General features: G+C 64.1%; 14 protein-coding genes. All 14 read right to left on the reverse strand.

From position 1 onward, the window contains the following. Positions 1-4: 4 nt before the first annotated feature. Positions 5-1,252, reverse strand: a complete 1,248-nt coding sequence (gene rnc, locus WS45_RS35285) for a ribonuclease III (protein ID WP_059702479.1) — start codon at positions 1,250-1,252, stop codon at positions 5-7. A gap of 153 nt (positions 1,253-1,405) precedes the next feature. Further along, positions 1,406-2,299, reverse strand: coding sequence for a signal peptidase I (gene lepB / locus WS45_RS26365; RefSeq protein ID WP_059447970.1), 894 nt, complete (start codon positions 2,297-2,299; stop codon positions 1,406-1,408). 16 nt (positions 2,300-2,315) lie between these two features. Next, positions 2,316-4,109, reverse strand: a complete 1,794-nt coding sequence (gene lepA / locus WS45_RS26370; protein WP_021159691.1) for a translation elongation factor 4 — start codon at positions 4,107-4,109, stop codon at positions 2,316-2,318. 196 nt (positions 4,110-4,305) lie between these two features. Next, on the reverse strand, positions 4,306-4,542 hold the full coding sequence (locus WS45_RS26375) for a glutaredoxin family protein (protein WP_059702481.1): 237 nt from the start codon (positions 4,540-4,542) through the stop codon (positions 4,306-4,308). A gap of 7 nt (positions 4,543-4,549) precedes the next feature. Beyond that, on the reverse strand, positions 4,550-6,055 hold the full coding sequence (locus tag WS45_RS26380; RefSeq protein WP_059523716.1) for a DegQ family serine endoprotease: 1,506 nt from the start codon (positions 6,053-6,055) through the stop codon (positions 4,550-4,552). 121 nt (positions 6,056-6,176) lie between these two features. Beyond that, on the reverse strand, positions 6,177-7,877 hold the full coding sequence (gene ltrA / locus WS45_RS26385; protein WP_059702485.1) for a group II intron reverse transcriptase/maturase: 1,701 nt from the start codon (positions 7,875-7,877) through the stop codon (positions 6,177-6,179). A 964-nt stretch (positions 7,878-8,841) separates the two neighbouring features. Continuing rightward, positions 8,842-9,921, reverse strand: coding sequence for a MucB/RseB C-terminal domain-containing protein (locus tag WS45_RS26390; protein WP_059523721.1), 1,080 nt, complete (start codon positions 9,919-9,921; stop codon positions 8,842-8,844). A gap of 5 nt (positions 9,922-9,926) precedes the next feature. Then, positions 9,927-10,544, reverse strand: coding sequence for a sigma-E factor negative regulatory protein (locus WS45_RS26395; protein WP_059702487.1), 618 nt, complete (start codon positions 10,542-10,544; stop codon positions 9,927-9,929). An 88-nt stretch (positions 10,545-10,632) separates the two neighbouring features. Further along, positions 10,633-11,232: an RNA polymerase sigma factor RpoE gene (rpoE, locus tag WS45_RS26400; RefSeq protein WP_006752490.1), complete on the reverse strand. Its 600-nt coding sequence runs from the start codon at positions 11,230-11,232 to the stop codon at positions 10,633-10,635. Between the two features lie 91 nt (positions 11,233-11,323). Continuing rightward, a complete protein-coding gene (locus tag WS45_RS26405) occupies positions 11,324-11,788 on the reverse strand; it encodes a protein YgfX (protein ID WP_059702489.1) in 465 nt (154 codons plus the stop codon). 11 nt (positions 11,789-11,799) lie between these two features. Further along, positions 11,800-13,032, reverse strand: coding sequence for a beta-ketoacyl-ACP synthase II (fabF, locus tag WS45_RS26410; protein WP_059691082.1), 1,233 nt, complete (start codon positions 13,030-13,032; stop codon positions 11,800-11,802). A 162-nt stretch (positions 13,033-13,194) separates the two neighbouring features. Beyond that, positions 13,195-13,434: an acyl carrier protein gene (acpP, locus tag WS45_RS26415; protein WP_004197638.1), complete on the reverse strand. Its 240-nt coding sequence runs from the start codon at positions 13,432-13,434 to the stop codon at positions 13,195-13,197. 144 nt (positions 13,435-13,578) lie between these two features. Next, the gene (gene fabG, locus WS45_RS26420; RefSeq protein ID WP_059702491.1) at positions 13,579-14,328 is read right to left on the reverse strand and encodes a 3-oxoacyl-ACP reductase FabG; all 750 of its coding nucleotides are present in this window, start codon (positions 14,326-14,328) and stop codon (positions 13,579-13,581) included. A 36-nt stretch (positions 14,329-14,364) separates the two neighbouring features. Beyond that, positions 14,365-15,297 (reverse strand): ACP S-malonyltransferase, encoded by a 933-nt coding sequence (gene fabD / locus WS45_RS26425; protein WP_059702493.1) that lies wholly within the window; start codon positions 15,295-15,297, stop codon positions 14,365-14,367. Between the last annotated feature and the right edge of the window lie 3 nt (positions 15,298-15,300).

A 15,300-nucleotide genomic window follows, 5' to 3' on the forward strand; every position in this document is an offset into this window, starting at 1 on the left:
CAATTCAGTGGTCGGCATCGGCCACGCGCGCCTGCGCGGCAGCGAGGCTTGCGCCGCCCTGCGGCGTCTCGGCACCGGGCGCCGCGGTGTCGCGGGCGCGCGGCGCCGCACGCGACGCGGCGTCGGAACCGGCTGCAGGCTTGTCGGTCGACGCAGCCGGATCGGACGCCTGGCCGGCCTGCTTGTCGGCTGCACGGGGCGCGGCTTCCGCGGGCTTGTCCGCCGCGCGCGAGCCGGCTTCGTTGCGATCCGACGGCTTCTCGGGCGCCTTCTCGGCAGGCTTGTCGGCCGTCGGCTTCGTGGGCCGGTCGGCCTTCTCAGCGGCCGTTTCCACATGTGCCGCGCGAATCGCGGCCATCGGCGCCTGCGCCGGCCGCTCGGTCGGGTGCGCGCCGGCGTCGATCGCTGCCGACGCGGCAGCCGCCGCCTTCGCATCGCGCGCCGCCGCACGCTCCTTCCGTTCCGGCGAACGCAGGTCCAGCGCTTCCTGCACGCCCTTCACGCCCGGCACGATTTCAGGCTCGACATGCTTCGACCCGCGTGCGTTCTTCGAACGCTTCGGCTTCGCGGCCAGCATCGGCGCAGCTGCCAGCACCTCGTCGAGCGCCTTCTTCGCGGCAGCCTGCTCGGCCGCCCGCCGGCTCGCACCGGAGCCCGACACCTTCACGTCGAGCTTCGGCACCGTGCATTCGACCTCGAACTGCTGATTGTGCGCCGCACCATGCGTCGCGACGACCGTATAGGTCGGCAGTGCGATCTTGTGCCCCTGCAGGTATTCCTGCAGCAGCGTCTTCGCATCCTTGCCGAGCGTGCGCGGGTCGATGTGGTCGAGAATCGGGATATAGAGGCGCTTGATGACCCCTTGGGCGGCTTCGAAGCCGCCATCGAGGAATACCGCCCCGATGATGGCTTCGAACGCGTCCGCGAGGATCGACGGGCGACGGAAGCCGCCGCTGCGCAATTCGCCCTCGCCCAGCCGCAGCCCTTCCGAAATATTCAGGGCCTGAGCGATTTCGTAGAGCGACTGCTGCTTGACGAGATTGGCGCGCACGCGCGACAGGTCGCCTTCGTCCAGCTTGCTGAAACGCTGGAACAAAAGGGCGGCCACCGCGCAATTCAGAACGGAATCGCCGAGAAACTCGAGCCGTTCGTTGTGCGTGGCACTGTGACTGCGATGGGTCAAAGCCTGGCGCAACAATTCCGCATTGCGAAATTCATAGCGCAGCCGGCTTTCCAACTGGGATAGGGGCATGTGCAGGAGTATAACGCGGGCGCCGGTCGGGCCGAAACGGCACGGCCGGACGCGAAAAGGCATGACGAGGCGGTGTTACCGCCGGTTCTTAAAGTAGTTCGGCAATACGCGACGCGGCCCGTGCGTCGCGTATTGCGTGCGAGTCGAACGCGATCAGTTGAAGGAACCGATGCGCTTCAGGTCGCCGAAGTTCATCCAGATGAAGAACGCGCGGCCGACGATGTTGTTGTCCGGCACGAAACCCCAGTAGCGGCTGTCCGCGCTATTGTCGCGGTTGTCGCCCATCATGAAGTAGTGGCCCGGCGGCACCTTGCAGATCACGCCGCGGCTGTTGTACGTGCAGTTGTCGCGATACGGATAATCGTAGGCGCCCATCACGAACGGCGGCACGGCGGGATTGTTGAGGATCGCATTCTTCTTCGTGCCGATCGTCTCCTCGAACTGCTTCGCGTAGTTCTGGCGCTCGTCGTCGAAGAAATCCGGCAGCGGCGTTTCGGGCACCGGCTGGCCGTTGATCGTCAGTTGCTTGTCCTGGTAAGCGACCGTGTCGCCCGGCAGGCCGATCACGCGCTTGATGTAGTCGACCGACTCGTCCTTCGGATAACGGAACACGACGACGTCGCCGCGCGACAGCGGGCTGCCCTGCGTGATCTTCGTGTTCGTGATCGGCATGCGCAGGCCGTATTCGAACTTGTTGACGAGGATGAAGTCGCCGACCAGCAGCGTCGGCACCATCGAGCCCGACGGGATCTTGAACGGCTCGACGACGAACGAACGCACGACGAACACGGCCAGGATCACCGGGAAGAAGCTTGCCGTGTACTCGAGCCACCACGGCTGGCGCAGCTTTTCGTCACGCAGCTTCGAACGCGTCTGCCCCGCGTTTTCGTCCGCGAAACGCTTGTCGATACGCGACTGCTGGCGATCGAACTCCTCGATCGCCGCGTCGGCCGCCTTGCGTCGCCGCGGCAGGAACACCAGTTTGTCCAACACCCACGCTACGCCCGTCACGACGACGAGCACAAAAAGAATCAGCGCAAAATTCATAAAAGGATCAGTCCTGTTATTTGTCTTCGACGCGCAAGATCGCGAGGAACGCCTCCTGCGGGATCTCGACCGAACCCACCTGCTTCATGCGTTTCTTACCTTCTTTCTGCTTCTCGAGCAGTTTCTTCTTTCGCGTGATGTCGCCGCCGTAGCACTTCGCGAGCACGTTCTTGCGAAGTGCCTTGATGTTCTCGCGCGCGACGATGTGCGCACCGATCGCCGCCTGGATCGCCACGTCGTACATCTGGCGCGGAATGATCTCGCGCATCTTCGCGGCCACTTCACGGCCGCGATACTGCGACTGCGAGCGGTGCACGATGATCGACAGCGCATCGACCTTGTCGCCGTTGATCAGCATGTCGACCTTCACGACGTCCGACGAACGGTATTCCTTGAACTCGTAATCCATCGATGCATAGCCGCGCGACACCGACTTCAGGCGGTCGAAGAAGTCGAGCACGATTTCGGCCATCGGGATTTCGTACGTGAGCTGCACCTGGCGGCCGTGATACTGCATGTTGATCTGCGAGCCGCGCTTCTGCTCGCACAGCGTGATCACGGATCCGACGTAGTCCTGCGGCATGTACAGGTTCACCGTGACGATCGGCTCGCGGACTTCCGCGATGCGGCCGGGCTCCGGCATCTTCGCCGGGTTCTCGACCATGATCGTCGAGCCGTCGCTCTGCACGACCTCGTAGACGACCGTCGGTGCGGTCGTGATGAGGTCCATGTCGAACTCGCGCTCGAGTCGCTCCTGCACGATTTCCATGTGCAGCAACCCGAGGAAGCCGCAGCGGAAACCGAAACCGAGTGCCTGCGACACTTCCGGCTCGTACTGCAGCGACGCATCGTTGAGCTTCAGTTTCTCGAGCGATTCGCGCAGCGCGTCGTACTGGTTCGCCTCGACCGGATAGAGGCCCGCGAACACCTGCGGCTTCACTTCCTTGAAGCCCGGCAGCGGCTCGGCGGCGGCCTTGGTCGCGTGCGTGACGGTATCGCCGACCTTCGCGGCGGTCAGTTCCTTGATGCCCGCGATGATGAAGCCGACCTGCCCGGCCGACAGCGATTCGAGATTGCGCGACTTCGGCGTGAACACGCCGACGTGCTCGACCGGATACTGCGCGCCGGTCGCCATCATCTTGATCTTGTCCTTCGGACGCAGCGTGCCGTTGACGATGCGCACGAGCATCACGACGCCGACGTAGTTGTCGAACCACGAGTCGATGATCAGCGCCTGCAGCGGCGCGGCCGGATCGCCCTTCGGCGGCGGCACTTTCGCGATCAGCGCTTCGAGCACGTCCTCGACGCCGAGCCCCGTCTTCGCGCTGCAGCGCGTCGCGTCGGTCGCGTCGATGCCGATCACGTCCTCGATCTCCTCGATCGCGTTCTCGGGGTTCGCGGCCGGCAGGTCGATCTTGTTCAGCACCGGCACGACCTCGACGCCGAGCTCGATCGCCGTGTAGCAGTTCGCGACCGTCTGCGCCTCGACGCCCTGGCTGGCGTCGACCACGAGCAGCGCACCTTCGCACGCGGACAGCGAACGGCTGACTTCGTACGAGAAGTCGACGTGCCCCGGCGTATCGATCAGGTTGAGGTTGTAGACCTTGCCGTCGCGGGCGCGATAGGACAATGCCGCCGTCTGCGCCTTGATCGTGATGCCGCGTTCGCGCTCGATATCCATCGAGTCGAGCACCTGCGCTTCCATTTCACGGTCGGCGAGGCCGCCGCATACCTGGATGATGCGATCCGCGAGCGTCGACTTGCCATGGTCGATGTGCGCGATGATCGAGAAATTGCGAATATGATCCATTCAGTGCCGATCAAGCGAAAAAGGCGCGCTCGACGACTGCGGAGCACGCCTTGTAAGTCGGTGAAAAAACGGCTTATTTTAGCCGAAAAGGCCTTTGCCGGGCGGTAATTTGGGACGCCTGGTCAGGGCGTCCTGCCGGAGGCCTTGGCGGGCGGACTCGCACCGGCACCCCGCGCAGCCGGCGACGGGGCCAGGTTCAGCGCTGCGCCGTCAGCGCGCCGCGCACCCTCGCCTCGTCGAACCGGTGGCGACACACTTCCGTGCCGTCCAGCAACAGCACCGGCACGTCCTCGTCGTAACGGGCGACGAGTGCCGGATCGGCATCGATGTCGACGTAGTCGACGGCAACGCCGAATTCGGCCGCCACCGGCGCCAGCGCATCACGCATGTCGTCGCACAGGTGGCACCAGCCGCGGCCGTAGAGCGTGAACATCGGCGCGTTACTTCTGGATCGGGCGCGGGCGCACCGGCACGAACTGCGTATTGTCGCCGCGCCGCACGAGCACCGCGACCGCCTTCTGCGGATCGAGCTGCGCGGTCACGTCGGCGAACTGCTTCGCGCTCGTGATGTCGGTGTCGCCGACGCGCAGCACGATGTCGCCGCGCTGCAGGCCCGCCCGGGCCGCCGGGCCGTCGACGCCGTCGATCTGCACGCCGTTCTTCAGCTTCAGCGACTTCAGCTGGTCAGCCGAAAGGTCGCTGACCGTCAAGCCGAGTGAATTGGCCGGGCGCGGCTTCTGCGGCACATTCTTGCGCTGCTCGGCCTTCGCCGTCGTCTCCGCCGGCGTCTCGGCGATCGTGATCGGCACATCACGCGCCTGACCCTTGCGCCACACGCTGACGGTCGCCTTGGTGCCCGGCTTCGTGTCGCCAACCATGCGTGGCAGATCCGACGCCGTATCGACCGACCGGCTGTTGAACTTCAGGATGATGTCACCTGGCTGGATGCCCGCCTTGTCGGCCGGACCGCCCGGCTCGACGCTGCTGACGAGGGCGCCCTCCGCCTTCGGCAGCCCGATCGAATCGGCCACCTCTTTCGTCACTTCGCCGATCGCCACCGCAATGCGGCCGCGCGTGACCTTGCCGGTCGCCTTCAGCTGATCTGCCACCCGCATCGCCTCGTCGATCGGGATCGCGAACGAAATGCCCATGAAACCGCCGGTGCGGCTGTAAATCTGCGAGTTGATGCCGATCACCTCGCCCTGCATGTTGATCAGCGGGCCGCCCGAGTTGCCGGGGTTCACCGCGACGTCGGTCTGGATGAACGGCAGGTAATCGCCCGTGTTGCGGCTCTTCGAACTCACGATGCCGGCCGTCACGGTGTTGTCGAGGCCGAACGGCGAGCCGATCGCGACGACCCACTCGCCGACGCGCACCTTGTTCGAATCGCCGATCGCGACGACCGGCAAGTTCGACGCCTGGATCTTGACGACCGCGACGTCCGTACGGTCGTCGACGCCGACCAGTTTCGCCTTGAATTCGCGCTTGTCGGTCAGCGTCACGTAGATGGTGTCCGCGTCGTCGACGACGTGCGCGTTGGTCATCACGTAGCCATCCGCCGACACGATGAAGCCCGAACCGACGCCGCGGTTCTGCTCGGTGTCGGGCGGATTGTCCGGCGCCGGCGCGTTCTTCGGGCTGCCATTGCCGTTGCCGCCACCGTTGCCGGGCGCCTGCGGCAGCGGAATGCCGAAGAAGCGCCGGAAGAATTCCGACATGTCGCCGTTATCGAAGCCCGGCGGGAGCACACCGCGCGGCCCGGGCGTCGGCACGTTCGCGGTGGTCCGGATGTTCACGACAGCCGGCCCGACCTTCTCGACCAGATCGGCGAAGTCGGGAAGGCTGGCTGCTGGAGGCGTGACAGCGGCCGCGGTTTGCGGGGCGAGCGGCAGGCAGGCAAACAGCACCGCCGCCGCGAGCACTTTGCGCAGCGTGAGTTTCGTCATGTCGGAAGCCGTAGCGTTACTTGGGTAGGGTAGCCCCCTCTCCTTGCGGAGAGAGGGCCCCCTAGGAACCGTACGTGCGAGTTTCCCCGCATACGGCTCGAGCCTACAAACAAAGTCCTAGCTATTGCTGGACCGGCTTAGTTACAGCAATTCTACCAACGTGCACCTGCTGGTGGCAGTGTGGGTGCAGCAGCACTCTGTTGGAGAGCGCGTCGGTTCCGCCATGCATCCGATACTCCAGATGGTGGTCGTGCCAACCCGTTTCGTCCGTCAGAGCACATCCGCAATGCGCACACAGCCCGCACTGCGTCATGTACAGCGTGACCCACTGTCGCCGGTAGCGCATCGAATCTGCCATGCGCTCCTGTCGTAGTTGTTCGCTGTACTGCTCCCAACTCGGATCAAAGGGATTGAAGTCCCCCTTCACCTTCTTGTGCCGCTTGATGACCGTGCCGCTGATCTGGTACAGCTCAAGTAGCCCAACACTGCCGTCTTCCCGTACAGTCCGGGAGGCAAACACCCACCGCCGGTTGTCAACCGAGTGGAAGTACTTCCTTCGCACCCAGTCGGCACCTTTCTGCGGGTGCCGCCTCTTCGACCACCGCCAGAGTCTCTGGAATATCAGATGCTCCAAACGGCTGTACGCCTGCTTAGCTACTACGGGGCAGTGGTATTGCGCCCACCCGCGTAGCATCGGGTTTAGCAGTCGGATCAACTCCTCCTGCTTTACCGTCTTATTGCCGCTGATCGCTTCCGCCACCTTGCGGTAGAACGTCTGCACGTTCTTCTTGCTAGGTTTGATGAGCAGCTTTCCCGAGTACTTCCGGAAATTCCACCCAAGGAAATCGAAGCCTTCGTCAATCTGGACAATCCGCGTCTTTTCCTCGGAAAGTTGCAGTCCTCGTTGTGCAAGGAATCCTTCTACCCAAGGTCTGACCTTGTCCTCCAGCACTTCTTTCGATGCGCCGGTTATAACAAAGTCGTCCGCGTATCGCACCACATTTACTTTCAGCTTTTGGGCCGTCCGCACCCCTAATGTCGCATTCAGATGCAGCATCAAGTCACGTTCCAGCCCGTTCAGCGTCACATTAGCCAGCGTCGGGGAAATGATGCCTCCCTGCGGCGTACCAGCCTCAGTCGCCTGTAGCCGACCTTCGTGGATCAGGCCAGCCTTCAACCACTTCCGCAAGATCTCCTTGTCCATTGGGACGTGGGTCATCAGCCAGTCGTGATTGATGTAGTCGAAGCAGCCTTTGATGTCTGCCTCCAGAATCCATTGGGCCGAGGCCTTTTTGGCCAAAGAGACAAATATCTGCGACATGGCGTCAGCCGTTGAGCGATTAATCCGAAACCCATATGAGTTCGGGTCGCTCGTCGATTCCGACACCGGCTCCAACGCCAGCAAGTACAGGGCTTGCATCGCCCTATCCCGCATGGTCGGTATGCCCAGAGGGCGTAACTTTCCATTGGCCTTGGGGATAAAGACTCTCCTTAATGGCAGAGGCTTGTATCCGCGCCGCTTCAACTTGCCGATGGCTTCCCATCGGCTCTCAGGCGAGTCCCATACCTCACGATCGACCCCAGCCGTTCGTGCACCTTGGTTTTGCGTAACACGTCGTACCGCATACAGCTTTGCGGACAACGTGCGAGTCAGCATCCTTTGCAGGGTTTTCACCTTGCGCCAGTTGCCTTCCCGCGTCGCCTTCGCAATTCGAATCTGCATCCCTCTCACGTTCCGTTCCACGCGACGCCAATCGACGTCGTGCCAGTGGTTCAGCGCGTGGGAAAGCGCAGATCCGCCCTCACGGGTAGATACTTTCATGCTGCTCTCCTGCTCCGAGAAGTGAATCCCTTTGCGGAGAGCAACACGTCCCCTTGCGGGAGCGTTTTGCTCCCACAAGGGATGAAAAAGAAACACTGATGACTAAGAAGCCACCAGCAATCACACCTCAGCCTGAGGGTTAGTCAGCCGTCTTGCGACGGTAGACCAGACGGAAGTCTGCCCGCTTTCGCGTGGGATGATGTTTCAATCCCTATCCGAGCCATTACAGCCCGACATTCGCTTTTTCCGTCCTCCCATACCCGCACAATCAACAGCGTCCCTTGCGGTTCGCCTGCCAGCCGACTGCGCTGGCGACCATACGGGCTTACCGCGTTCCCGGCATGTCACACGACTGAATTAGGCCCTGCCTCTCCCCCGGCGGTCCGATGACGACGTAACCCGATACTCCAGCGGGTTATCCGACCGCACACCATTTTGGTTGATGCCTAACAGCAGCTTTGGCATCGCAATACTGACGAGGTTTATCAGCAGTTCACTTACGTTGGCCATCTCAGTCAACCTAGCTCCTTGACCCCTTTGCTGCTTGGAGTCTCCAAGTAGCGGCCTCGCGACCGATACCTGCCCGATACTTCTAGGGGCTACATTGTCAGAGAAGCTTCACACCCCACCGTTACCAGTGACGCATGTCCTCCTAGGTTACTGCTGGTCGTACAGCAGGTTCACTACCTCCCATTGCTGCCAGGAGGCCGAACAATGACACGCCGAACTCTCGCTCGACTGTAAACACAACCCCGCATCCGGAAGCTACGGGGAAAATTGCAAACACCAATCCGCCTTGTCAGCGGAGTTGACGCCGCTAACTAGGCGGAACCCGATGGTAATCGGGCTAATGCAATACGATAGACGGCCAACTGCGACCGCTTTTCGTCTATAGAGGGTTCCAACGTACGGCTGTCAGTTCCCCCTCTCAAAAATAGTGACCAAAGGTCACTCTGTGGTCGGCTTAACGCCGACAGTCGATGCGACTCGCGTCGCACGAAGCCTTGTATTCTATGGCAGACGCGAACTGCTGCAAGGTGGCCGGCGGCACTTCGCCGAGCACGGTGATCCAGTAGTCGCCGCGACGCTTCACGAGCACGTGGGTCGCGCCGGTGCTGCCCGCCCCTTCCTTGCGCGTGTTCTTTTCGGCCGGCTCGATGAAGACGGAGATCGTCGCGAGGCCGTCGGTGAAGACGGCCTGATCGACCGGAATCGGCGGATCGCCGGCGTCGCGCGCGGCCATCGGCCGGCGCACCTCGCGAATCTTCCGGAAGCCGGCGATGGTCGGTGCGATCTGCCAGCCCTGCGCTTCCATGTCGACCGTCGCGACCGGCGGGCGAACGACCGTCCAGCCGCTCAGGTTGCGCATGCCGGCCGCGATCGCGGATTTGTCGCCGACCGTGCCGCCCGTCTGCACTTGCGAAAACGCGACCTGCTCGAGCACATGATCGCTCGCATCGAGCGTCTGCGAACGCAGCAGCAGCCCGGTGCGGGTGTCGGCCCACAGCTTGTACGTGAACCGGTACGCATCCTTCGGCACGAGTTCGACCACTTGCGCGTCGACCCCGGCCACCCGGTCCTTGCCGAGCAGCTTCGCGTCATAAACGGACATCACGTGCTCGCCGCCCGCGCCGAGCAGTGCAGGGAACGAATCGCGCGTCTGGCGGCGCTCGACCACGCACAACTTGCGCTCCGGGACGAACGTGTACAACTCGTCGTTGTGCCGCAGAACCTTGCGCGGCTTGCCGTCGAGCGACTCGATCCGCTCGAACTCGCCGTCGCGGGACGCCACGTGCGCGATGCGCGACGACTGGACATACCCGCCGCGCTGGTAGACGAACGTACCCTCGTAGCTCTGCTGCTGCGCCGCCTGCTGGATGCGATCGAGCCAATCCGCCGCACCCTTGCGGGTCGCGACGGGATCGTCCGGTTGCTGGGCGCTGGCTGGGAGGGATTGAACGGACAACAGGGCGGCTGCGCAAAGCAGGAGGGCCGGCAGCCGCTTCCATCCGGAGATGGCGTGATTCAACTGCAATGTCCGCATCGGGTTTATTGGCCTGGCGTGGTGGTCACGGCAGCGCGGATCAGCGGCATCGAGCCCGTGACGACGGGCTGCTGCGCGAATTGCTGATGCGCTTCAAGGTATTGGTCGAGACTTGCGTCGCGGATGATGTTGACGTCCTGCAGGCCCGGCTGCGCCGATGCCTGCGCAACCGTCACGCGCTGCAGGTTGCCGTTCTGCGGTGCGCCTGTCGACGCGACCTGGACGGCGCCCGGCGCACCGGCCGTCTGCATCTGCGGGACGACGATCCACGTCAGCGTGGCGGCCGCGGCGGCCACCGCGAACGCGGGCACGACACGCCGGCGCAGCGACAGCAGCTTGCGCGTGACCGGCGCGGCGGCCGGCGCGAGCAGGTGCGGCTCGCTTTCCAGCGCGGCCGACATGCGCGCGGTGAACGCGACGCTCAGCGCGGGCGACAGCGCGAGCTCGTCCGAGCGCAGCGCATCGCCGATCAGGTGGTAATGGGCCCACGCAGCGCGATCCGCGCGGTCGAGCTCAGCCAGAAACTGCCCGTGATCCGGGCCGTCGAACAGTTCACCGTCGACCAGAGCGGAAAGGCGCTCGCCGCGCGAGCACGCTTGCGACTGCGTATTGACCGACCCCATGATGCTCCCCATCTTGCACACACCCCGTCGTGACTTCACGACTCTATCCGTAACTAGACCCCGACCCGCGTCGTTGCGCCCGTCGCGCTTACCAGCGCTTGCCTTCGGGCGTATCGAGCAGCGGACGCAATTTCGCAGCGATTGCCTCGCGCGCCCGGAAGATCCGCGACCGGACCGTCCCGATCGGACAATCCATCATTTCCGCGATCTCTTCGTAGCTCAGGCCCTCGATCTCGCGCAGCGTGATCGCCTGACGCAGTTCTTCGGGCAGGACGGCCATTGCAGCGTTGACCGTCTCGGCAATCTGCTTGCTCATCAACATCGACTCAGGCGTGTTGATATCCCTTAGTTGGTCTGCGTCGGAGAAAGTTTCCGCTTCCTCGGCATCGGCCTCGGTGGAGGTCGGTGCCCGGCGGCCCTGCGTCGCAAGGTAGTTCTTCGCCGTATTGACGGCAATCCGGTACAACCACGTGTAGAACGCCGACTCGCCGCGAAATTGCGGCAGCGCACGATACGCCTTGATGAACGCGTCCTGGGCCACATCCTCGACCTCGGCGGGATCCCGCACGAGGCGCGAGATCAGCCGAATGATCTTGCGGTGGTATTTGGAGACCAGGAGTTCGAACGCCGCCTTGTCGCCTTTCTGTACGCGCTCGACCAGAGCCTGATCGATTTCTTTTTCACTCACCTGACAAATCCGTTAACTAGGGATGCAACGCGGAGCGTTATTGTAGCGTTCCGGCGCCGGCCGCTGGTTACGGTCGGTAACTGCGCCGCCGTCATGCCCGCCCCGCCGTGCCCGCGGTACGCGCCAGCACGGACAGCGCGCTGAACGACGCGGCGTCGAGCGCATCGGCCGGGATCAGCAGCGGCCGGGCACGCCGGGCGCCCTGCCCGACCGACAGCACGAGCAGCAGGCTGCTCCAGTGCGCATGGCCGGTCACGCGTCCCCGGGCCAGCAAGCGCCCGGTGCGGCCAAACGCCGCAATCTCCCCGAATGCATCGATCCGCAACTCGGCCGGCAGCCGACGGGCACAGGCCCGTGCGGCACACATGGCAAGCAGCGCTGCCGTCGCCGCGGACACGCACACGCCGGCTGCGGCACCGGCCCGCGGCGCCCAGAACAGGTACGCGGACGCGGCAGCCGCCGCGACGAACACGGCCAGCACGACATACGACACGGCCGAGGCCCGCAACGCAAAGCGCTGCGGACGCCCGGCCGGAGCATCGAATGGACTCGTCAAGCGATTCAGCGTCAGACGCGCTTGAACACCAGCGTGCCGTTGGTACCGCCGAAGCCGAAGTTGTTCTTCACGGCAACGTCGATCTTCATGTCACGCGCGGTGTTCGCGCAGTAATCGAGATCGCACTCGGGGTCCTGGTTGAAGATGTTGATGGTCGGCGGCGACACGTTGTTGTGCAGCGCCAGCACCGTGAACACCGACTCGAGGCCGCCCGCGCCACCCAGCAGGTGGCCCGTCATCGACTTCGTCGAGTTCACGACGAGCTTGTACGCGTGCTCGCCGAATGCCGCCTTCACCGCGTCGGACTCGTTCTTGTCGCCGAGCTGCGTCGACGTGCCGTGCGCGTTCAGGTACTGAACCTCATCCGCGTTCACGCCGGCGTCGCGCAGCGCCGCAACCATGCAGCGGCGCGGACCGTCCATGTTCGGCGCGGTCATGTGGTACGCATCGCCCGTCATGCCGAAGCCGGAGACTTCCGCATAGATCTTCGCGCCGCGCGCCTTCGCCGCCTCGTACTCCTCGAGCACCATCACGCCCGCGCCCTCGCCCAGCACGAAACCGTCGCGATCCTTGTCCCACGGACGGGACGCCGTGGCCGGATCGTCGTTGCGGGTCGACAGCGCACGCGCGGCCGCAAAGCCGCCGATGCCGAGCGGCGACACCGTCGATTCGGCGCCGCCCGCGACCATCACGTCGGCGTCGCCGGCCTGGATCAGGCGCGCCGCGAGGCCGATGCTGTGCAGACCGGTCGTGCAGGCCGTCACGGCCGCGAGGTTCGGGCCCTTCAGGCCGAACATGATGCTCAGGTGACCCGAGATCATGTTGATGATCGAACCCGGCACGAAGAACGGCGAGATCCGGCGCGCGCCGCGATCGACGTAGGTCTGGTGCGTGTCTTCGATCATCGGCAGGCCGCCGATGCCGGAGCCGACCAGCACGCCGATGCGTTCCGCATTGGCTTCGTTCACTTCGAGGCCGCTGTCCCGGATTGCCTGGACGCCGGCTGCGATGCCGTAATGGATGAACGTATCCATGTTGCGGGCTTCCTTCGCCGGAATGTATTCCTCGGCGCTGAAACCCTTCACCTCGCCGGCGAAATGGCAGGCGAGGTTCGACGGATCGAACTTCGTGACGGTGGCGATGCCGGACTTGCCGGCGACGAGATTGGCCCAGCCGTCGGCAACATTATTGCCAACGGGCGAAATCAGCCCCAGGCCTGTAACGACAACACGACGGCGGCTCACGGTAACCTCTTTTCCATTGGATGACAAAAACAAAAGCCACAGTGGCCACAGGAACCAGCCCTGCGAGCCCTGTGGCTGTTAGTCCGTCCGGCGCGGTTGCCGGCAGGATGGCGCGTCAAACGCGAAGATCGCGGCGACGTGGCAGATAAGCGCGAAAGGCGCTTACGCCTTGACGTTTGCGCGAGCGTAGTCGATCGCTTGCTGAACGGTCGTGATCTTCTCTGCTTCTTCGTCCGGGATTTCCATGCCGAACTCGTCTTCGAGCGCCATCACCAGTTCGACCGTGTCGAGCGAGTCCGCGCCCAGATCGTTCACGAACGATGCTTCGTTCTTGATCTCGGCTTCTGCGACGCCCAGTTGCTCAGCGACGATCTTCTTGACACGTTGTTCGATGTTATCCATTACCCCTCCGAGGGAAAGTTCAGATTTACAAGTGCGCGCATTTTATCAGGTTTGCTGACGCCAAAACGCGCGTTGGCTTGATGGTCGATCAAGCGCCGATCCGCCTGAAAAACGGGATACGGCGCGGATGGTAAACGAAAATCGTTACGACATGTACATGCCGCCGTTCACGTGCAGCGTCGTGCCGGTGATGTAACCGGCCTGCGGCGATGCGAGGAACACGACGGCATGGGCGATGTCTTCCGGGCTGCCGAGGCGGCCGAGCGGAATCTGGGTCTTGAGCGCGGCCTGCTGTTCTTCCGGCAGCGTCTTCGTCATGTCGGTGTCGATGAAGCCCGGCGCGACGCAGTTCACCGTGATGCCACGGCTGCCGATCTCGCGCGCGAGCGCACGCGTCATGCCCGCGACGCCGGCCTTCGCGGCCGCGTAGTTGGCCTGGCCCGGGTTGCCGGCCGAGCCGACCACCGACGTGATGTTGATGATGCGGCCGCCGCGGGCCTTCATCATCGGACGCAGCACCGCACGCGACAGGCGGAACACCGACTTCAGGTTGGTGTCGATCACCGCGTCCCAGTCCTCGTCCTTCATCCGCATCGCGAGCTGGTCCTGCGTGATGCCGGCGTTGTTGACGAGCACGTGAAGCGCGCCGAATTCCTTCACGGTCGCGTCGATCAGCGCTTCGGCCGCCGCCGCGTCGTTGACGTTCAGCACCGCGCCGCGGCCCGTCACGCCCGCTTCCGCGAACCCCGCGGTAATCGCGGCGGCGCCCGATTCGCTCGTCGCCGTGCCGATCACCGTCGCGCCCTGGCGCGCGAGTTCGAGCGCGATCGCCCGGCCGATGCCGCGCGATGCGCCGGTCACGATCGCGACCTGTTTATCGAGAGTCTTTTCCATGAATCGAATATCCGTCTCTTGAGGAAAGGCGCCGCGTCAGGCGGTCGCCAGCTTCAGTGCTTCGTCGAGCGAAGCCGGATCGAACACCGATGCGCCGACCAGGCTGCCGTCGATGCGCTTCGTCAACCCTGCCAGCACCTTGCCCGGACCGCACTCGATCACGTGCGTGACGCCCGTGCCCGCGATGTGCTGCACGCATTCGACCCAGCGCACCGGACCAGCGGCCTGGCGCACCAGCGCGTCCTTGATCGCGGCCGGATCGCTGACCACCGCGACGTCGATGTTGTTGACGACCGGAATCTGCGGCGCCTTCACGTCGACGTTCGCGAGATAGTCGCGCAGCTGGTCCGACGCCGGCTTGAGCAGCGACGAATGGAACGGCGCCGACACCGCCAGCGGCAACGCGCGCTTCGCGCCCTTCGCCTTCGCGATCTCGCAGGCCTTCTCGACGGCCGCCTTCGCGCCCGCGATCACGACCTGCGCCGGCGCGTTGAAGTTCACGGCTTCGACGACGCCCGCTTGCGCGGCTTCGGCGCACACCGCGCGCACCGTGTCGTCATCGAGACCCAGGATCGCGGCCATGCCACCCTCGCCGACCGGCACGGCCGTCTGCATCGCCTGCGCGCGGAAGCGCACGAGCGGCACGGCGTCCTTGAACGCGATCGCACCCGCGGCGACGAGCGCCGTGTATTCGCCGAGGCTGTGGCCCGCGACGATCGACGGTGCCGGGCCGCCGGCCTGCTGCCATGCGCGATAGCACGCGTAGGCGGCCGTCAGCATCACGGGTTGCGTGTTGGTGGTCAGATTCAGCTCTTCGGCCGGACCTTCGGCGATCAGCTTGCCGAGATCCTGATTGAGTGCATCGGATGCTTCCTGGAGCGTCTCGCGCACGACGGCCAGATCGGCGAATGCGTTGAGCATGCCGACCGACTGCGAGCCCTGCCCCGGAAAAACGAATGCAAATTTCATATC

Origin of the sequence: Burkholderia sp. RF2-non_BP3 (assembly GCF_001522185.1) — a bacterium.
In the GTDB taxonomy this organism is placed as follows: Bacteria; Pseudomonadota; Gammaproteobacteria; order Burkholderiales; family Burkholderiaceae; genus Burkholderia; species Burkholderia diffusa.